Genomic DNA, 18,622 nt, shown 5'->3' with positions numbered 1-18,622 from the left:
CAACTCTCGGAATCCGGGTGATCACTCCGGGTAGACCTGTGCATATGACCGCATGGCTGCCAGACGAAACGACCCTGCATCACGGCGACGGCCCCCGTCATCACACCGCCGGGGAGGCCGACATCTTCGCCGTCCTGCGCGAGCAGGCCGGGAATCAGACGGCACAGGTGACCGCGGCCGGCGCCGCCTGGCTGGCCGGGGCGGCCGCCTACCCGCGCAGCACCCTGGCCCAGTGGGAGTCGCATCCCTCCGCGCCCGGGGTCCTGCCGTGCGGTTCCGCCTTCGACGTGGTGAACGTGCCCACGCTCTTCGGGCGGCGGATGCTGGAGCACCTGTGGGCCGATGGTCCGGGCTCCGGCCCGGTCGCCACTCACCGCGGCCGGATGCTGCTCTTCGCCTCCCCCGGCACCGCCCAGCGACTGCCCTCGCTGCTGGACTGGGAGGAGTGGGGATCCAGCCCGGGCACGCGGTCGGTCAGGGATCCGCTGGAGCCGCAGGACGTCGGCCCGAAGGTGCCGCCGCTGCTCTGTCACGGCGCCGGGGACGCCGTGACGGTCCCGCCGCTGACCTGCGGCCCGTCCGCTTCCGGGCCCCGCTGGCTGGTCGCTCCCGACACCCGTAACCCGTGGCTCCCGGGGCCGGACGTACTGCTCTGGGCCTGCGTCCGGGTGGCCCGGTCGGTGCCGGCTCCGGCGCCCCGGATTTCGATTTTTCCTCCCACGGATCAGGGTGCTAAGGTCTACGACGTCAGCAGGCGCCGCTAGCTCAGTTGGTTAGAGCAGCTGACTCTTAATCAGCGGGTCCGGGGTTCGAGTCCCTGGCGGCGCACAGACGGAAGAAGCCCCCTCGCGAGAGCGAGGGGGCTTCTTCGTGTCGTCGGGCGATTTCACGTACCCGTGGTGATCCGGATCGTCCACGCGCCCGAGGGTGTCCGGTCGGCGACTTCGATCGTGGTGTGGCCGCCGGGGACGGAATACGTCTCGCCGACCCTCAGCGGGGCGTCCGCGAGCGGCGGGTAGACCGAGCGGTCCCAGCAGGCATCGGTGTCGGGGTGGGTGTCGAGGACGTCGACCGGCCCGCCGCCGGACGGGGTCTCGTTGCGGATCCGGTAGAGCAGGACGCCTTCGGTGCAGGTGGCACTGTCGTTGCCGGTGGCGCTGCGGGCCTCGATGGCCACGGCGCTGCCCTCGCCGGTCCTGATCACGGCGAGCCGGGTCCCGATGGACGCACCGGGCACGGGCACGGCCGCCATCGGTTCCAGGGTGACGACCCGGTCGCTCTGGATGCAGGTCACCTGCCGGTCGTCGAGCCAGCCCAGCTTCCACTTGTGCCAGCCGAAGAGGTCCGGCGCGAGGCCGAACTGACTGCCCATGACGTCCCAGTCGCCGACGTAGGTGTCCCAGTCCCCCTTGCCGTCCGAGGGCCGGTGGTAGAGGTCGGGAAGGTCGAAGACGTGTCCGGTCTCATGGGCGAGCACGTTGTGGTCGGGCGGGTGCTGTTCGAAAACGGTGACGACCCGCCTGATGTCCTTCCCGTCGGCATGCAGCGGGCGGTCGAAATTGACGACCTTGGTGGCGTCGGAGTCGACCCCCGGTGCGTCGGGGTCCGCGACGAGATAGACGATGTCGTACTTCGAGAAGTCGACGGTGGGATCGGCCGCGTCGATCGCGTCGCGCAGATAGGCACTGCGCCGGTCGTTGTCCCAGTCGCGCTGTATCCCGTACCAGACCGAGGGCTTGGGCATCCGGATCCACCGGCGCTCGGGGTGCGGGCGCAGGGTGAACTTTCCGTACGAGGCGCGCTGGAAGAACTGCGTGGTGGCGGGGAAGTGGTCGGCGGCGAGTTCGGCGGGGGTGGTGGCGGGCCGCGCGTCGGGGAACGAGAGGAAGACCATGACCGCGTCGAGGGAGTGGTCGGGGCGCGGATAGGCGCCGTTCCAGTCGTCCACGCCGAGCGAGTGGTGGACGTCGGTCCGGGGCAGCGCGCACGGGCCCGCCCCTCCGTCGGCGGCCACGGCGGGGCCGGCGACGAGAGAGGTGGCGGCCAGCGCAAGGAGGGAGATCAGCCCGGCCGCCACCGCGCGGGGGCTGGGTCTCTCCACCCCTCCGGGCCCATGCTGACGCGGCACATCTACCTCCGGTGCGGGGTGCGGACTCCGGGACCCTCCTGACTACCTTGTGGCGTTTTGAGGGGCTCGTCCTGTTGAGCTGCCCCAGTCGGGTCAGCGGCTGGACCGAGCACACTTTTCACGGACAGTCACAATCGATCACTGAGGCGCCGGGAGAGAACAGAACCGCACAGAAACAATCGGGCGAGGGCAAACCGGGTCACCCCGCGAATGGCTCAAGAGCGGCGGACGCGGGGTCCGTAACACTCGGGGCGCTGGAACGGCCGAGGTGCCAGCCTCTATGCTTCACCTCGCTTTCCTGCGCGGTTTCCGCCTCTGACGACGGCGGTCCACGCGGCGGGCCAGTCCGACCAGAGGTGTCCGGGACAGAACTGCACGGCAGGAGCGAACGGTGAGCGGAACCTCCGAAGGGCCCAGGCCCGCGGCAGGCACAGCAGCCCCCTCCCCACCCCAGCCCCTCACGGAGCGTGACGGCGCGTGGCCGTCCGCCGGGCCCCTCACCGAGCTGCACGACTACCGGGCCGCTTTCCGGGCAGCCACCCTCCCGATGGCCGTCGTCGATCACGAGGGCCTGATCGTCACCGCCAACGAGGCGCTGGCCGCGCTGGCGGGTGTCGGGGCGGCGGCGCTGACCTCGCAGTCCGCGTCCGATCTGGTCGATCTCGCCGCGGACGGCCGCACCTGGCACGCGTACCGCGAAGTACTGCACGGCCGGCGCTCCCGCTTCCGCTGCACCCGCCGGCTCAAGCACCCCGACGGACGCGCCCTGTGGGCGGAGATCACCGTCGTGCCGATGGCCGGAGCCCCGGAGCAGGGGGCCGGAGCAGCCCCCGGCCAGGTGCTGCTCTCCGTCGCCGACGTCAGCGACCGGCGCGAGCTCCAGAAGCGGCTGCGCCACCTTCAGATGCACGACCCGGTGACCCGGCTGCCCAACCGGACGCTGTTCTTCGAGCGGCTCTCGGCGGTCCTGGAGACGGCGCCCTACCAGGACGACAGCATGCCCGGGCGGGGCCGGATCGGGCTCTGCTACCTCGACCTGGACGGCTTCAAGGCCGTCAACGACACCCTGGGCCACCGGGTCGGCGACCGGTTGCTGGCCGCCGTCGCCGCCCGGCTCACGGACTGCGCCGAGCAGGAGGGCCCGCATCCCACCGGCGCCCATCTGGTGGCGCGCCTGGGTGGGGACGAGTTCGCGATCCTGGTCGAGGAGTCCACCGGTACGCAGCAGCTGACCGACCTCGCCCGCACGGTGCTGACCGCGTTGCAGCAGCCCTTCGACCTGGCCGGTCAGCGGCTCTCCGTCTCGGCGTCGATCGGCGTGGTGGAGCGGCCCGTCGCGGGCACCTCGGCCACGGGGCTGATGCAGGCGGCGGACACGACGCTGTACTGGGCGAAGGCGGACGGCAAGGCGCGCTGGACCCTCTTCGACCCCGAACGCAACGCGCACCGCATGACCCGGCAGGCCCTGTCGTCCAATCTCCGCCCGGCGGTCGAGCGCGGCGAGTTCACCATCGAGTACCAGCCGCTTGTCTGCATGGCCGACGGGGTCGTACGGGGGGTGGAGGCGCTGGTGCGCTGGAACCACCCGCAGTTCGGCATGCTCTCGCCGAATCGGTTCGTCGCGATCGCCGAGGAGGACGGCTCGATCGTGCAGCTCGGCCGGTGGGTGCTGCGGGCCGCCTGTCGCCAGGCCCGGCGGTGGCAGCTGGATCACCCGGACGAGCCGCCGCTGTTCATCAGCGTCAATGTCGCCGTACGGCAGGTCTGGGACTCCGACCTGGTCACCGATGTCGCGGAGATCCTCGCGGAGACCGGTCTGGACCCGGCGCTGCTGCAACTGGAGCTGACCGAGTCCGCGGTGATGGGATCGGCGGGCCGCCCGCTGCAGGCCCTGCAGGCGCTCAGCGACATGGGCGTCCGGATCGCGATCGACGACTTCGGAACCGGCTACTCCAACCTCGCCTACCTGAGCCGTCTGCCGGTCTCCGTCCTGAAGCTGGACGGCGCCTTCGTGCGCGGTTTCCGGTACGAGGACGGTACGCATCCCAGCCCCGCCGACGAGACCATCGTCGAGGCCATGGTCCAGTTGGCCCACCGCCTGGGCCTGACCGTCACCGCGGAGTGCGTGGAGACGGCCGGCCAGGCGGAACGGCTGCGGCGGATCGGCTGCGACACCGGACAGGGCTGGCTGTACTCCCGCGCGGTCGCCCCGGAAGCCATCGCGGAACTGCTCGGAGCGCGGGCGCTGAAGGCCTGAGAGGCCGTCCGCGGCCTCTCAGCGGTCCGGCGCCCGTCAGTCCGTCAGTCCGTCAGTCCGTCAGAGGGTCGGCAGCCCGTACGCGTCGGCGATGAGGCCGTAGCTGCGCAGCCGGGCCTCTCCGCCGTGGGCGTTGGCGGTGATCATCAGTTCGTCGGCGCCGGTGCGCTTGGCCAGGTCGTCCAGGCCGGTGCGGACCTCGTCCGCGGTGCCGTGGACGATGTTGACGAGCCAGCTGTCGACGAACTCCCGCTCCGCCGGGCTGAAGGCGTACGCCTCCGCCTCCTCGGGCGTCGGGACCAGGCCGGGGCGGCCGGAGCGCAGGCGGAGCATCGACAGGGCGCCGGTGAGCACCTGGCGGCGGGCCTCCCGCTCGTCGTCGGCGGCCAGGGCCGCGACGCCGATCAGGGCGTACGGGGCGTCCAGCACCGCGGACGGCTTGAAGGACTCGCGGTACAGCTCCAGGGCCGGAATGGTGTTCTGGGCCGAGAAGTGGTGAGCGAAGGCGAAGGGCAGTCCGAGCATGCCGGCCAGCCGGGCGCTGAAGCCGGAGGAGCCGAGCAGCCACAGCGGCGGTCGGCCCGGGGACTGGACACCGCCCTCGGAGGTCGCCTGGACGGGGCCGGGGACCGCGTGGATGCGGGCGTAGGGGTGGCCGTCGGGGAAGTCGTCGTCCAGGAAACGCGTCAGCTCCATGAGCTGCTGCGGGAAGTCGTCCGCCCCCTCGTTGAGCCGTTCGGTGCGGCGCAGGGCGGCGGCGGTGGCGCCGTCCGTGCCGGGGGCCCGGCCGAGGCCGAGGTCGATGCGCCCGGGGGCCATGGCCTCCAGCGTGCCGAACTGCTCGGCGATGACGAGCGGGGCGTGGTTGGGCAGCATGACGCCGCCGGAGCCCAGCCGGATGCGCTCGGTGCGGGCGGCGGTGTGCGCCAGGATCACGGCCGGCGAGGAGGAGGCGACGCCGGGCATGGAGTGGTGCTCGGCGACCCAGTAGCGGTGGAAACCGCGGCTCTCGGCGAGCTGCGCGATCTCGACACCCGTACGCAGGGCCTGGGTCGCGGTGCGTCCCTGGCCCACGGTCACGAGGTCAAGGACGGAGAGGGGCACGGGTGCCGTTCCCTCCGCCTTGCCACGGATCTCGTCGCCTCGAATCTCGTCCACGTCCTGGCCTCTCCGGTGGTGCTCGTGATGTCCTTCGGTCCTCAGCACACCAACAGGAGGTTGACTCCGTTTATTCCGGGCGCCGCGTCTTCCCAGCACCGCTTGCGTGCCCGTTCCGGGCGGGCGCCCTGCCTCAGCGCCGCCTGCCGTGGGCGTAGGACCGTCCGCTCCCCCACTCCACCGGGGCGGGCGGCGACTCGCGGGCCTCGAAGAGGGTGCCGAGCCCGGGCGCCCAGGCGGGACGGTCCGCCAGCCGCAGGGCCTCGCGGGCCGCCACCTGGTTCGCGGTGAGGACGGGCTTGCCGAGGAACTCCTCCAGTTCCGCGAGATGGCTGACGGTGTGCAGGGCCGTGTCCGGCAGCAGAACGACGTCCGCCTCGGGGCGGTCGGCCGCTGCGGCCAGCTCCTTCAGCCGGTCGAGCCCCCAGCCCGCGGCCTCGGCGGCCCCGGCGACGCCCGCCGCGTGGGTGGCGACCACCTCCATCCCCGCGGCCCGCAGGAACGCCGTGAAGTGCGCGGCGATGTCCTCGGGATAGGTCGCGGCGACCGCGACCCGGTTGGCGCCCAGCTTCCGCACGGCGTGGACGAAGCCGATGGAGGTGCTGGAGGCCGGCACGCCCGCCGCCCGCGCCACGGCCATGACCTGTTCGTGGGCCCCCTCGGGGCCGTACAGGAAGCTGCCGCCGTCGCACGCCCAGACGACGGACTGGACCCCGGAGCGCTGGAGCTCCTCGACCCCCGCGGCCAGACGTCCTGGGGTGCCGAGCTCGCGCAGGGCGTCGTCGCGGTAGGCGTCGTCGGGGTTCTCGGTGTGGCGGACGACAAGCCTGATGGTGCTGTCGAGCAGGATCTCCATGCGCGGATAGTCGTCCTCCGCGAAGTGGCCCGGGTAGAGGAATCCGACGGTCGTCATGTCCACCCTTCCTGTTCCAGTGCGGCAAACCGGCCGCCACGGAGCGGGCGACGGCACTGACCGTTTTCCCCGCCTCTCATCCAGTATTCCCCCATCCGCCCCGGTCACCGCCCCGGCCTGTTGACGGGCCGGGGCGCGGCTGCGAGCGTGGTGCTTCCGCGACCCCAGCCGACCCCAGCCGACGCGGAGGAACCGCCCCCATGCCGGAGCCCGTCCTGCTCGTCCTGGACGCCGATCCGCCGCCCCGTCTCGGGGCGCTGACCGGGCAGGTGCGGGTCCGGCACACCGACGCTGCCGGGCTGGCCGGGGAGCTCCCCCGAGCCGATGTCCTTCTGGTCTGGGACTTCACCTCGGACGCGGTCCGGGCCGCCTGGCCGGGCGGTGGACCACGCCCCGCCTGGGTGCACACGGCGAGCGCGGGTGTGGACCGGCTGCTCTGCCCGGAGCTGGCGGAGAGCGGCACGGTGGTGACCAACGCGCGGGGGGTCTTCGAGCAGCCGATGTCCGAGTACGTGGCAGGCCTCGTGCTGGCGTTCGCCAAGGACCTCCCCGGCACCCTGGACCTCCAGCGGCACCGGCGGTGGCGCCACCGCGAGACCGCCCGGGTCGCGGGCTCCCGTGCGGTGGTCCTCGGCGCCGGCCCGGTGGGGCGGGAGATCACCCGGCTGCTGATGGCCCTCGGCGTCGAGGTGGCGCTGGTGGGCCGCACGGCCCGGCGCACGATCCACGGCGTCGGGGACCTGGACCGGCTGGCCGCCCGGGCGGACTGGGTGATCTGCGCGGCGCCACTGACGCCGCAGACGTACGGGATGTTCGACAGCCGGTTCTTCGGGCTGATGCAGCCCTCGGCCCGGTTCATCAACGTGGGGCGCGGCCCGATGGTGGTCGAGGCCGATCTCGTCGGGGCGCTGCGCAAGCGGTGGATCGCGGGTGCGGCGCTCGACGTGTTCGACCGGGAGCCGCTGGGGCCGGACAGCCCGCTGTGGGACGTGCCCGGTCTGATCGTGTCGCCGCACATGAGCGGGGACGCGGCGGGCTGGCGGGACCGGCTGGGCGAGCAGTTCGTCGCGATGTATGAACGGTGGGCGGCCGGGCAGCCGTTGCCCAACGTGGTGGACAAGCGGCTCGGTTACATCCCGGGAACGGACACGGAGGGATGATCCCAACCGACCTCCGTCACGCCCCACTTCACCACCCGATGACGGACATCTGGGCATAACACCCCGTCATTCGCCTTACACGGTAGGGAGATACGCCCCGCACACAGTTCGTCGCACTCCGCCCACTTCCGGACACGGGAAGGTCACCCTCCGGCCACCGTTCGGTTACATGCGCCTGCCTCCTGCATAGGCGTACGGGATCGGGCAGGCACCAACCCTGTCCGGACTGTTCGACCCCTCCAGGAGACTGCGAACCATGGCTGACTTCCCGAACCTGTCCCGCCGGGGCTTTCTCAACCGATCGGCAGCCGTGGGCGGTCTGCTCGTCGTCCCCGGCCTGCTCACCGCGTGCAGCAAGACCGGCGCCGACTCGGCGGACGGGGAGGGAGCGCTCGACAAGCTCCGCAAGCAGGGATTCGTCCGGGTCGCGTACGCCGACGAGGCGCCGTACGGCTACATGGAGGGCAAGACGCTCAAGGGCGAGGCACCCACCCTGCACCGGGAGATCTTCAAGGCACTGGGCGTCGACGAACTGCGCCCCACACTCTCCGAGTGGGACGGGCTCATCCCCGGCCTGCAGGCAAGTAAGTACGACGTGGTCAGCGCCGGCATGGCGATCACGCCCGAGCGCTGCGCCAACGCCCTCTTCTCGGAACCGGAGTTCATCTCGCCGACCGCGCTGATGGTGAAGAAGGGCAATCCGAGGAAGGTCACCGACCTGGCGTCCGCGAAGGCCGCCGGGATCACCGTCGGCGTGATGGCGGGCGCCGTCGAGGGCTCGTACGCCGAGGGCGCGGGGATAGCCAAGGACAAGATCAAGTCGCTGCAGAAGCCGCAGGACGGCGCGGACGCGGTCAAGGGCGGACGGGTCGACGCGTTCCTGCTGACGGGTATCTCGCTCCGCTGGCTGGCGAAGACCAACCCGGAGACCGAGGTGACCGAGGCCTTCCTGCCGGAGCTCGACGGGGTCAAGCAGTACAGCCCGGGCGGAGCCGTCTTCCGCAAGGGCAACGAGGAGCTGCGGGACGCCTTCAACCGTGAGCTGAAGAAGATCGTCGCCGACAGGTCGCGCTACGTGGACCTGCTGCGGGACTACGGATTCGGGGCCACCGAACTCCCGCCGGCCACGCTGAAGACGGCCGATCTGTGCAAGGGCTGACAGGGACGGGGCCCACCGCATGAGTGATTTCTTCTCCGCCTTCGCCGACGACCTGCCACAGCTACGCTCAGGCCTGTGGGTGACGCTGCAGGCCACCGTCCTGGGCGCGTTGCTGGCGCTGTTCCTTTCGTTCGTCCTCGGTCTGATGTCCATCAGCCGGCAACTGATCTCACGGGGCGTCTCACGCGTGGTCGTGGAGTTCTTCCGCGGCACCTCGCTGTACGTCCAGCTGTTCTGGTTCTACTACGCGATGCCGCCGCTGACGGGGTACGAGCTGACACCGCTGCTCTGCGGTGTCGTCGCCTTCGGACTCAACTACGGCGCCTACGGCGCCGAGGTGGTGCGCGGCGCCATCAACTCCGTGCCGCGGGCCCAGTACGAGGCAGCGGTCGCGCTGAACATGACGCCCCTGCACCGCATGCGGAAGGTGATCCTCCCGCAGGCGTGGGTGCAGATGATCCCGTCCTTCACCAATCTCCTCATCCAGCTGCTGAAGTGCACGCCGCTGCTGTGGCTCATCTCGGCGGCCGACCTCATGACGGCGATCGAGAAGCTGCGCAGCCGTACGGGTGAGACCCTCGCCGCGTACGTGACCCTGCTGGCCTGCTACTTCGTACTGGCCTACGCGCTGACCCTGCTGATGAACCTGCTGGAGCGGTCCGCCAAGCGGCGGCTCGGCCTGGCGAGTGGCGAAGGAAGCCTGCTGAAGTCGCGCAGCGCCGTGACCGCCCCGGCCGCCGGAGGTGCCCGGTGAACGACGGATTCGACTGGAACGCCGCCGGTGACGCACTGCCCCTGCTCCTCCAGGGGTTCAAGGTCACCCTGCTGGCCACGGTGCTCGGCACGCTCGTCGCCGCGGTGCTCGGGCTGGCCATCGCGGTGGCCGGGCGGGCCCCCACCCGGTTCGTGACCGTGCCGGTGAAGGTGGTGATGGAGTTCATCCGCTCCACCCCGCTGCTGGTCCAGCTGGTCGGCGCGGCCGCGCTGTTCACTTCGGTGGAGCCACTGACCATCGGCATCGTCGTGCTGGGCATCCACTACGCCACGTACACCTCGGAGGTGTACCGGGCCGGGATCGACGGCGTGCCGAAGGGCCAGTGGGAGGCCTGCCGGGCCCTGTCGATGACGCCCCGGCGGACCTGGCAGGCCGTGATCCTGCCGCAGGCGGTGCGCAATGTGCTGCCCGCACTCGGGAACTACGCGATCTCGATGTTCAAGGAGACCCCGTTCCTCGCCGTGATCACGGTGCAGGAGATGGTCTTCGAAGCCCGTAAGTACGGGGGTGACCACTTCGCGTACACCGAGGTGTTCACACTCGCCGGACTGGTCTTCCTGGTCGCGAGCTACCCCACGTCACTCCTGATGAGGAAGCTGGAGAAGCGCCTTGGCCACTGAACCTCTCCCCCTGCAGAAGACCGCGGCCACGGCCCCCGAGGACGTCGTCGCGGTCCCCGCTCCCCATGGCACCGCGCATCCGCTGGTCCGCTTCGACAAGGTCGTCAAGCGGTACGGCGACCATGTCGTCCTGGACCAGCTGGACTTCTCGGTCGAGCGCGGCGAGCACGTCACGCTGATCGGGCCCAGCGGCTCGGGCAAGACCACGATCCTGCGGTTGCTGATGACGCTGGAGAGGGTCAGCGACGGCGTGATCCGGATCAGCGGCGATCCGCTGACGCACATGCAGGCGGCGGACGGCTCGCTGAAGCCGGCGTCCGAGAAGCATCTGCGCGAGGCGCGGAAGAAGATCGGGATGGTCTTCCAGCAGTTCAACCTCTTCCCGAACATGAAGGTGCTGCAGAACATCACCGAGGCGCCCGTCAACGTCCTCGGCATGGACCGGGACAAGGCGGAGACCCGGGCCCGGGAGCTGCTCGACCTCGTCGGGCTGTCCGCGAAGGTGGACGCGCATCCCTCCCAGCTCTCCGGCGGCCAGCAGCAGCGGGTCGCGATCGCCCGGGCGCTGGCGATGGAGCCGGAGATCCTGCTCCTGGACGAGGTGACGTCCGCGCTCGACCCGGAGCTGGTCGCGGGGGTGCTGGAGCTGCTGGGCGACATCGCCAGGAACACCGACATCACCATGCTGTGTGTGACCCACGAGATGAACTTCGCCCGGGACGTCTCGGAGAAGGTACTGATGTTCGATTCCGGGCGGGTCGTGGAGTCGGGTTCGCCGGAAAAAATCTTCTCCGATCCCGAACACGAACGTACTCGCGAATTCCTCAACGCGGTCCTGTGACCTCGGCATCCGTCGATCGCTATTGACTCTGGCATATGCCAGACGGGTGCGCCCCAGATGGCAGGGCCGGGGCGCACCCGTCAGTAGTCAACAGCCGCCCCTGAACCGCCTCTTGGCGGCTATCGTGGTGGAAAAGCTTGCGGTCACAACCTGGTAGGGGGAAACCGTGGCGTTGAAGCCCGAACCGACCGCGCCGTTCCATTCGGTGCAGTACGCCCTTCGTGTTCTCGAAACGGTCTCCAAGCACGGCAACGGTGTGATGGACGCCCAGATCGCCCGGGAGACGGGACTGCCCATCGGGCACCTCACCTCCCTGCTGCTCACGCTGCGCCGCGAGGGGTACGTGGAGCAGATCACCGACGGCGCGTACGTCACCGGCGCCTCGCTGCTGCTCCTCGGCTCGGGCGCGGCCCGCCGACAGGCCCTGGAGGCCAGGCTCCAGCAGACGCTGGCCCAGCTGCGGGACTCGGTGGGCGCCGCTGTCTACATCAGCCGGTACGTCGACGGGGAGATCCGGGTCACCCAGTACGCCGACGGCCCGCAGACACCCGCGGTCAACGAGTGGGTGGACTTCCGGTCGGCGGCGCACGCCTCGGCGATCGGCAAGTGCCTGCTGACCCAGCTCGACCAGAACGGGCGCCGCGACCACATGTCGCGGCACAAGATCGCCCGGCTGACCTCGCGGACGATCACGAGCGAGAAGGTCCTCTTCTCCAAGCTGGACAGCCAGCCGGCGACCGTTCCGATGCTCGACCTCCAGGAGTACGCGGTCGGCACGGTGTGCGCCGCGGTGCCGTTGACGGCGGGGTCGTCGGCGGGATGCCTGGCACTCTCCCTGCCGGTCGAGGACGCACACCGCCTTCGTGCGGCGGCGGACGCACTGAACCGGCGGGCGGCGCCGCTGCTGCTGTCACTGGCCCTGTAACCGCATCGCCTCGGGGCGTGTGGTCGGGCGGACCGGATCTCCGCTGCGCCCGACCACTCGGGAGGCACTATCGCGTCAGCCACACCGCCGTGTCCCGCGGCAGTCGGCCGTCCCCGTCCAGGGGGCCGCTGGCCAGCAGGATCTCCGCCCCCTCGGGCAGAGCGAGGGCCCCCTCCCCCAGGTTCACCACGCACCGGAAGGCACCGCGGTCGAAGCAGACCGCGTCCGGGCCCGCGTCCGCCCACACGAGAGCGTCCGGCAGCGCGCCGAGCCGCTCGCGTCGCAGAGCGAGCGCGGTCCGGTACAGGGAGAGGAAGGAGTCCGGGTCCCCCTCCTGCGCCGAGACGCTCAGGTCCGCCCACTCGGCGGGCTGCGGCAGCCACGGGGCCTCGGCACCGTCCGGGGAGAAGCCGAGCGACCGGCCGCCGGCCTGCCACGGCAGCGGGATGCGGCAGCCGTCCCTGCCCCGGTCCAGACCCCCGGACCGGGTGAACGTCGGATCCTGGATCAGCGCGTCGGGCAGGTCCTGCACCTCCGGCAGCCCGAGTTCGTCGCCCCGGTAGACGTACGCCCCGCCCGGCAGCGACAGGGTGAGCAGCGCCGCCGCGCGTGCCCGGCGCCGGCCGAGTACCACATCGCAGGGCCCGCCCGACGCCCGTCGCGGGCGACATGGGCACGTGTCATCAGCACCCCTGAGGACCAGGTATTATTTTCGAGTCAGCAAGCGCCGCTAGCTCAGTTGGTTAGAGCAGCTGACTCTTAATCAGCGGGTCCGGGGTTCGAGTCCCTGGCGGCGCACAGACACCACACGAGGTGGTCTCCGTTCAACGGAGACCACCTCGTGTGTTTTTTGCTGCCCTCGATGACAGACAAACGTTTTACACATCCGTACTAGACAACTGTTTTATACGCTCGTATATTTCCTGGCATGACGAACGCTACGAGCACAAACGCCCGTTCCGGCGATCTCGCCGGCCGTCGGGAGTGGACCGCCTTCGTGGTCCTGCTCCTCCCGCTCCTCCTGGTCTCCATGGACGTCTCCGTCCTCTTCTTCGCGATCCCGTCCATCGACCGGGACCTCGCGCCCAGCGCGACCCAGCAGCTCTGGATCTTCGACGTGTACGCCTTCGCGCTGGCCGGCCTCCTCATCACGATGGGCTCGCTCGGCGACCGGATCGGGCGCCGCAAGCTGCTGATGTGGGGCGCGCTCGCCTTCAGCACGGCATCCGTCGGCGCCGCGTACGCCTCCAGCCCCGAGATGCTGATCGCGGCCCGGGCCCTGCTCGGTATCGGTGGAGCGACGCTGATGCCCTCGACCATGGGTCTGGTACGGAACATGTTCCGCGACGAGCGGCAGCGCGGCCGGGCCATCGGCATCTGGTCCGGTGCCATGGCGGGCGGGATCGCGCTGGGCTCGGTGCTCAGCGGATTCATGCTGGAGCACTTCTGGTGGGGCTCGGTCTTCCTCGTCAACGTGCCCGCGATGGTGCTGCTGCTGATCCTGGTGCCGGTGCTGGTGCCGGAGTTCAAGGACCCCTACCCCGGGCGCTTCGACTTCCTGAGCGTGCCGCTGTCCATGGGCGCCGTGCTGCCGGTGGTCTACGGGGTCAAGGAGACCGCTGCCGGGGGACCCGATCTGCCCAACGGCCTGACCGTCGCCGCCGGGCTGGTCGTCGGATGGCTCTTCCTCCGGCGTCAGCGCGCCCGCACCGACGCGCTGATCAGCCGGGAGCTGTTCCGCGACCGGAACTTCGCCGCCGGGATCGGGCTGAACGCGCTGGCCGCGTTCGCCATGATGGGGGCGTCCTTCTTCACCACGCAGTACCTGCAGTCGGTGCTCGGGATGAGCACGATGGAGGCCGCGCTGTGGAGCCTGGCCCCGTCCCTGGCGGTGGGCGCTGCCGCACCGGCGGCCACCGCGATCGCCCAGCGGACCGAGCGGGCGCGGGTGATCTGCGCCGGCTTCGTCATCGCGGCGGCCGGCTTCGGTGTCCTCGCTCTGTCGGGTACGGACTCCCTGGCCCTCCTGCTCATCGGCTCGGCCGTGATGAGCAGCGGGATCGTCACCGTCATGGCGCTCGTCTCGGATCTGGCCATGTCCACCAGCCCGCCGGAGAAGGCCGGCTCGGCGGCCTCGCTGCTGGAGACGGGGCAGGAGTTCGGCGGAGCGATGGGCATGGCGCTGCTGGGTGCGGTGGCGACCGCGGTCTACACCGCGGACATGCCGGACACCGCCCCGGAGGTGGCCCGCAAGACGCTTCCGGGGGCCTTGTCCACCGGTGACGGCTCACTGATCGCGGTCGGGCGGGACGCCTTCGTGCACAGCATGCAGTACGCCTCGGTGGCCGGCGGGCTGCTCCTGCTGGCCGGTGCGGTGCTGGCCGTGACACATCTGCGGCGGGCGGCCACCTCAGCCCCCTCCACCGTGTGAGGTGAGCAGGCCATGGCGCCCGTGCTCCTCGTACTCCCGTACCAGCAGGGCGCGTTGTTCTTCACCGAAGGGCGTGTACGCTCCGCCGCCCCCGTTCCACCACAGTGGCCCCCCGGACCAGAATCCCTCGGCCCGCAGTCCGGCCCGGTGCACCTTGTTCGTGGCTGTCACCGGCATCGACGGGACGATGCGTACGAACCGGGGGGCCATCTTCGTCCCCAGGTCGGGCTGGTCCCGGAGGAACGCCGCGAACGCATCCGGATCGAACCGCACCCCGTGGCGCAGCGCCATCGCCGCCATGACCTGGTCGCCCGCGACCGGATCGGGCACCGCGTAGACCGCCACGGCCGCCGCGCCACCCCAGCGGGCCAGGATGTTCTCGATCATCGCGGCGGCCAGGTTCTCGCTGTCGACCCGCAGCCGGTCCTCCGTACGGCCCGCGAAGTACAGGAAGCCGTCGGGGTCGCGGAAGAAGAGGTCTCCGGTCCAGTACCAGCCGTCGCGCAGCCGGGCGGCGTCCGCCGCCTCGTTGCGCCAGTACCCCTCGAAGGAGGTCCGGCCCCGGTTGACCAGCTCCCCTATCGCGGCGGCCCCGTTGAGCAGGGTCCCGCCTGCGTCGAAGACAGCGGCGACCCGCTCCCGGCCGCTCGACGGGTCGACGACCGCGAGATCGTCGCGGTCAGACGCCCGGCCGATAGCGCCGGGCGGAGTGTCGGGCGTCCGCTGGATCGCCGCGCCGCCCTCCGACGAGCCGTAGCCCTCGACCAGCCGCACCCCGAACCGCTCCCGGAAGCGGGCCGCGTCCACGGCACCCGCCTCGGTGCCGAAGCCGAGCCGCAGCGGGTGCTCGCGGTCGTCGGGGCGCTCGGGGGTGGCCAGCAGATACTGCACGGCACGGCCGACATAAGTGAAGTACGTGGCGCCGTGCCTGCGTACGTCGTCCAGGAAGCCGGACGCGGAGAAGCGGCGGCGCAGAGCGACGGCGGCCCCGGCGGACAGCGCGGGGGCCCAGTCGGCGATCACCGCGTTGCCGTGGAACATCGGCATGCAGACGTAGTGGACGTCCTCGCCCCGGATCGCGAAGTGGTCGACGAGCGACCGCCCGGCCGCCGCCAGCCGCCCCTGCGTGCAGATCGCGGCCTTGGGCGCACCGGTGGACCCCGAGGTGAAGTACAGGAGCATCCTGGTCGCGGGGGCGGGCCGGGCCAGGACCGTGTCGCCCGGCCGGGCCCCGGCGTAGGGAGCGAGGAGCGCGGCGTACGCGTCGGTGTCGGTGACCAGTACCCGTACGCCCGGCAGCGCGAGGCCGTCGAGCAGCGGCAGATGGGCTCGCTCGGTGATCAGCACCCGGCATTCGGTGTGCAGGACGTCGCGGGCCAGTTCGGCGCCGCGACGGGTGGGGTTGATACCCGCGACGGCGGCCCCTGCCAGGGCCGCCGCGCTCAACCACAGCGGGAATTCGGGGGTGTTGTCCAGCAGCACCCCGAGGTGCGGTTCGCTGCCCGCGGGCAGCAGATCCGCCAGGAGCGCGGCCCGTGCGGCAGCACCCGAGGCGACCTGATGGTGACTGAGGACGGTGTCCTCATGTCGCAACCCGGTTCGATGGTCGCCCCATTGGCGCTGTACGAGCTCCGCGACGGTGCCTGCGCTCCCCATGGCGCCGCACGGTAACCGACCAGGCGTCAGAACTGAACATCCGAGCACGAGTAGAACGCGTTGGCCGTGTCGGCCACGTTCCACACGCTGAGGATGATGTGCTTGCCGGTCTTCTGGGTGGGGATGGTGCCCTGCTGGGTCAGGGTGGCCGGCGGCTGCTTGCCGCCGTAGGGCACCGTCATGAACGGCTGCGACTCCAGGGCCGCCCTGGTGAGCGGCTTGGTGGGGTCCCAGCCGTTCTTGGTGATGTAGTAGCGGAAGTCCGTCGTGGCGTGCCGGGCGGTGAACTGCCAACGGAAGCTGAAGCCCTGGCCCGCGGTGACCTTCGTGGCGGGCCAGTTGCCGCCGCGCGGGTCGTCGAGCTGGGCGAACTCACCGTGCCCGGCGGAACAGATCGCACCGTCGGCGGGGCCGGCCGCCGGGAAGCCCTTCGGACCTTCGACGCTCTGCGGCTCCCACTGGATGTTGCCGCAGCCCGTCACCGTGCCGTTGGCGCAGAGCTTCTGGCGGCTGATGGGGTTGTCCGTGTAGCCGTGGCTGCTGGCGCTGCTGGTCGCGAGCATCGAGACGCCCGCTACCGCAAGGCCGACCAGGGCCGCGCTTGCCTTCATACGCATTGCTGCCGCTCCTCGGAGACGTGGGGGGGGTTCCATGAGCACTGCTACGCGCGCGTTGTGCGGTCTAGACCAAGGCCTAGATTATTGACGCGGCATGAACATGTCCAGACCAATGTGAGCTGGATTCCGAACGCCTCCGAGGGGCCGGGCAGAACGACTCAGGCGCTGTCCCCACCACTGCGGCCGGTGTAGAAGGCCACCGTCAAGTCCTTGACCAGGGACTTGCGTTCGTAGTCGTCGAGCTCCACGAGGCCCCGGGCGGTCAGTCGGTTGACGGTGTCGTCCACGGCATCCACCACCGAAGTCAGCACGCTGTCGCGGTGCTTGGCGTCGATCGCCGCGATACGGCGCCGCTGCATGGCCGCCGCCACCTCCGGCGCGTACTCGATCCCTGTCGGCTGCGCGGAGTACAGCTCGACACCGACCGCTTCGCAGTCCGCCTTCAGCATCCGCGTCAGCGCGTCGCCGACCGCCTCGGCGTTGCGCAGGGTGTGCGCGTCCTCGTGGAAGGCGTCGGCCGGCAGCTGGGAGAGGACCCGGGCCATGGCCGCCTCGACCTGATCGCGCAGGTACTCCTCGTGGTCCTCGATCCCCAGCGTCGCCCGCGCGGTGTCCTTGACCCGCCACACGACGAGGACGACGACCCGCAGCGCGGTGCCGTTGGCGTCCATCGCGGGGAGCGGCTCGCTGCGCCAGTGCCGCAGTCGGACGTCGACCCGGCGCCGCAGCAGCAGCGGACTGACCCACATCAGCCCGGTCCGTCGCACGCTGCCCCGGTACCGGCCGAAGAGGGTGAGCACCCACGTGTACCCGACCCGCCCCCGGCTCAGACCGCCGAACGCGAAGAGCACCAGGGTCACCAGCAGCGCGAGCCCCGCCCAGGTGCCGATGTTGAGTCCGTCGTACGGCCGGGAGGGGATCCCGATCCGCGACAGCACCCGGGCCGGCAGCGCGCCGGTCCACCACAGGGCTCCGCCGGTCACCGCGATCCCGCCGAAGCCGGTCAGCAGCGCGACCCAGCCGGGCAGCGACGGTCCCGGCCGCTCATGGAGCCGGGGGTCAGCGACCGGCGCGGGCCTGGTCGAGGGCCGCACCTGCGGAGTCCTCGGCACCGGCGGCCGCCGGACACCGGCCGGCTGCTCACCTTCGGGGGCCTTGCGCACGAGGGTGGCGGGCAGCCCCGCGGCGTCGGCCCCGGCCTCGGACTCCTCACGGAAGAGCAGGTGCACGGGGATCGAGGCGGTGCGCTCGTTGGCGATGACCGCCTGGTGCCGGCCGGTGTCCACACGCGCGTCGGGACGGAACTCGCCGGTGTCCTCGCCGGTGAACATCAGGGAGAGAGAGGCGGGGGCGGGTGCCGCCTCCGGTCCGGGCACGGACGAGGGGATGCCGGTCACTTCGGCGGGCAGGGGGGCCTCGCGGACGTCGCGGACCTCAGGGATCTCGCGGAGCTCGGGTGCCTCAAGGACGTCGTGGGCCTCGGGTACCTCGGGTACCTCGCGGACCTCACGAACCTCGGGTACCTCGCGGACCTCACGAACCTCGGGTACCTCGCGGACCTCGTGAACTTCAGGCACCTCAAAGACCTCGTAGACCTCAGGCATCCTGCGAAGCTCAGGCATCTCCACAGTCTCAGGAGCTTCGCGGGCCTCACGGTACTCAGCCACGTCAGCCGGCTCCGGAGCCTCAGGGACTTCGTGCACCTCAGAGACTTCGTGCACCTCAGGGACTTCGAGGACCCCGCGTCCGGAGGCTTCCAGCCCGTGCGTGCCGGAGCCCGCGCCCGCCATGACGAGCACACCGGTCTCGACAACGGACGCGGACTGCCCACCGGACGGCGGACCGGACACCGGTGCGGGGGCGGGACGCAGCTCCGAGACGTGCCCCCCGGCATCGCGCAACGGCTTCCGCCCCCCGAAGCCGGCGTCGGCCTCGGCGGCCGGTCGGAACGCCGGGCCCCGGTGCGCGGTCTCGGGCGCCGG

Annotated in this window: 15 protein-coding genes, 2 tRNA genes and 1 pseudogene; 11 read left to right on the top strand and 7 right to left on the bottom strand. The window is 71.0% G+C overall.

Annotated features, from left to right (window positions below):
* The first annotated feature begins 44 nt into the window (after positions 1–44).
* Together ABZ434_RS12125 and ABZ434_RS12120 are read left to right on the top strand one after the other, a co-directional pair.
* Entirely contained in the window at positions 45–764 is a 720-nt protein-coding gene (locus ABZ434_RS12125; protein WP_359134526.1) for a bifunctional DNA primase/polymerase, read from the top strand.
* Positions 755–828 (top strand) — tRNA-Lys (locus ABZ434_RS12120). Before ABZ434_RS12125 ends, ABZ434_RS12120 begins: the two co-directional genes overlap by 10 nt.
* Positions 829–886: 58 nt before the next feature.
* Here the strand turns inward: ABZ434_RS12120 and ABZ434_RS12115 are convergent.
* The gene (locus ABZ434_RS12115; protein ID WP_359134524.1) at positions 887–2,101 is read right to left on the bottom strand and encodes a M6 family metalloprotease domain-containing protein; all 1,215 of its coding nucleotides are present in this window, start codon (positions 2,099–2,101) and stop codon (positions 887–889) included.
* A 418-nt stretch (positions 2,102–2,519) separates the two neighbouring features.
* Between ABZ434_RS12115 and ABZ434_RS12110 the strand changes: the two genes are divergently transcribed.
* On the top strand, positions 2,520–4,385 hold the full coding sequence (locus tag ABZ434_RS12110) for an EAL domain-containing protein (protein ID WP_359134522.1): 1,866 nt from the start codon (positions 2,520–2,522) through the stop codon (positions 4,383–4,385).
* 60 nt (positions 4,386–4,445) lie between these two features.
* On the opposite strand, the gene ABZ434_RS12105 is transcribed toward ABZ434_RS12110, so the two are convergent.
* On the bottom strand, positions 4,446–5,543 hold the full coding sequence (locus tag ABZ434_RS12105; RefSeq protein WP_359134520.1) for an LLM class flavin-dependent oxidoreductase: 1,098 nt from the start codon (positions 5,541–5,543) through the stop codon (positions 4,446–4,448).
* A 133-nt stretch (positions 5,544–5,676) separates the two neighbouring features.
* Positions 5,677–6,456, bottom strand: coding sequence for a decarboxylase (locus tag ABZ434_RS12100; protein WP_359134518.1), 780 nt, complete (start codon positions 6,454–6,456; stop codon positions 5,677–5,679).
* A 200-nt stretch (positions 6,457–6,656) separates the two neighbouring features.
* On the opposite strand from ABZ434_RS12100, the gene ABZ434_RS12095 reads away from it, so the two are divergent.
* From ABZ434_RS12095 to ABZ434_RS12070, 6 genes are all read left to right on the top strand, one after another.
* A complete protein-coding gene (locus ABZ434_RS12095) occupies positions 6,657–7,616 on the top strand; it encodes a D-2-hydroxyacid dehydrogenase (protein WP_359134516.1) in 960 nt (319 codons plus the stop codon).
* 256 nt (positions 7,617–7,872) lie between these two features.
* A complete protein-coding gene (ehuB, locus tag ABZ434_RS12090; protein ID WP_359134514.1) occupies positions 7,873–8,775 on the top strand; it encodes an ectoine/hydroxyectoine ABC transporter substrate-binding protein EhuB in 903 nt (300 codons plus the stop codon).
* Between the two features lie 19 nt (positions 8,776–8,794).
* A complete protein-coding gene (ehuC, locus tag ABZ434_RS12085) occupies positions 8,795–9,529 on the top strand; it encodes an ectoine/hydroxyectoine ABC transporter permease subunit EhuC (RefSeq protein WP_359134512.1) in 735 nt (244 codons plus the stop codon).
* Positions 9,526–10,170, top strand: a complete 645-nt coding sequence (gene ehuD, locus ABZ434_RS12080) for an ectoine/hydroxyectoine ABC transporter permease subunit EhuD (RefSeq protein ID WP_359134510.1) — start codon at positions 9,526–9,528, stop codon at positions 10,168–10,170. Before ehuC ends, ehuD begins: the two co-directional genes overlap by 4 nt.
* Positions 10,160–11,011: an ectoine/hydroxyectoine ABC transporter ATP-binding protein EhuA gene (ehuA, locus tag ABZ434_RS12075; RefSeq protein ID WP_359134507.1), complete on the top strand. Its 852-nt coding sequence runs from the start codon at positions 10,160–10,162 to the stop codon at positions 11,009–11,011. The genes ehuD and ehuA overlap by 11 nt, the downstream gene beginning before the upstream one ends.
* A 166-nt stretch (positions 11,012–11,177) precedes the next feature.
* Positions 11,178–11,936 carry an IclR family transcriptional regulator C-terminal domain-containing protein gene (locus ABZ434_RS12070; protein ID WP_359134505.1) on the top strand — a complete coding sequence of 253 codons (759 nt, stop codon included), beginning with the start codon at positions 11,178–11,180 and terminating at the stop codon, positions 11,934–11,936.
* A gap of 67 nt (positions 11,937–12,003) precedes the next feature.
* On the opposite strand, the gene ABZ434_RS12065 is transcribed toward ABZ434_RS12070, so the two are convergent.
* Positions 12,004–12,570, bottom strand: coding sequence for a DUF3459 domain-containing protein (locus ABZ434_RS12065; protein WP_359134503.1), 567 nt, complete (start codon positions 12,568–12,570; stop codon positions 12,004–12,006).
* Positions 12,571–12,660: 90 nt separating this feature from the next.
* Between ABZ434_RS12065 and ABZ434_RS12060 the strand changes: the two genes are divergently transcribed.
* Both ABZ434_RS12060 and ABZ434_RS12055 read left to right on the top strand, forming a co-directional pair.
* Positions 12,661–12,734 (top strand) — tRNA-Lys (locus ABZ434_RS12060).
* A 130-nt stretch (positions 12,735–12,864) separates the two neighbouring features.
* Positions 12,865–14,367 carry an MFS transporter gene (locus ABZ434_RS12055; protein ID WP_359134501.1) on the top strand — a complete coding sequence of 501 codons (1,503 nt, stop codon included), beginning with the start codon at positions 12,865–12,867 and terminating at the stop codon, positions 14,365–14,367.
* On the opposite strand, the gene ABZ434_RS12050 is transcribed toward ABZ434_RS12055, so the two are convergent.
* The 3 genes and pseudogenes from ABZ434_RS12050 to ABZ434_RS12040 all read right to left on the bottom strand — a co-directional run.
* Positions 14,347–16,023, bottom strand: a complete 1,677-nt coding sequence (locus ABZ434_RS12050; RefSeq protein WP_359134500.1) for an AMP-binding protein — start codon at positions 16,021–16,023, stop codon at positions 14,347–14,349. The genes ABZ434_RS12055 and ABZ434_RS12050 overlap by 21 nt on opposite strands.
* 26 nt (positions 16,024–16,049) lie before the next feature.
* Positions 16,050–16,640 carry a lytic polysaccharide monooxygenase gene (locus ABZ434_RS12045; protein ID WP_359134498.1) on the bottom strand — a complete coding sequence of 197 codons (591 nt, stop codon included), beginning with the start codon at positions 16,638–16,640 and terminating at the stop codon, positions 16,050–16,052.
* A gap of 158 nt (positions 16,641–16,798) precedes the next feature.
* Positions 16,799–17,941, bottom strand: a pseudogene (locus ABZ434_RS12040) (SPFH domain-containing protein); the annotation flags it as partial.
* Positions 17,942–18,622: the final 681 nt, after the last annotated feature.

Origin of the sequence: Streptomyces sp. NPDC005761 (assembly GCF_040630635.1) — a bacterium.
In the GTDB taxonomy this organism is placed as follows: Bacteria; Actinomycetota; Actinomycetes; order Streptomycetales; family Streptomycetaceae; genus Streptomyces.
This window is presented reverse-complemented; position numbering and strand designations above follow the sequence as displayed.

What these genes read in the sequence shown, in the direction of transcription:
- ABZ434_RS12045 (WP_359134498.1), bottom strand. Translation starts at nt 16,640, where the DNA reads ATGCGTATGAAGGCAAGCGCGGCCCTGGTCGGCCTTGCGGTAGCGGGC.
- ehuC (WP_359134512.1), top strand. Translation starts at nt 8,795, where the DNA reads ATGAGTGATTTCTTCTCCGCCTTCGCCGACGACCTGCCACAGCTACGC.
- ABZ434_RS12100 (WP_359134518.1), bottom strand. Translation starts at nt 6,456, where the DNA reads ATGACGACCGTCGGATTCCTCTACCCGGGCCACTTCGCGGAGGACGAC.
- ABZ434_RS12055 (WP_359134501.1), top strand. Translation starts at nt 12,865, where the DNA reads ATGACGAACGCTACGAGCACAAACGCCCGTTCCGGCGATCTCGCCGGC.
- ABZ434_RS12125 (WP_359134526.1), top strand. Translation starts at nt 45, where the DNA reads ATGACCGCATGGCTGCCAGACGAAACGACCCTGCATCACGGCGACGGC.
- ABZ434_RS12095 (WP_359134516.1), top strand. Translation starts at nt 6,657, where the DNA reads ATGCCGGAGCCCGTCCTGCTCGTCCTGGACGCCGATCCGCCGCCCCGT.
- ABZ434_RS12050 (WP_359134500.1), bottom strand. Translation starts at nt 16,023, where the DNA reads ATGGGGAGCGCAGGCACCGTCGCGGAGCTCGTACAGCGCCAATGGGGC.
- ehuB (WP_359134514.1), top strand. Translation starts at nt 7,873, where the DNA reads ATGGCTGACTTCCCGAACCTGTCCCGCCGGGGCTTTCTCAACCGATCG.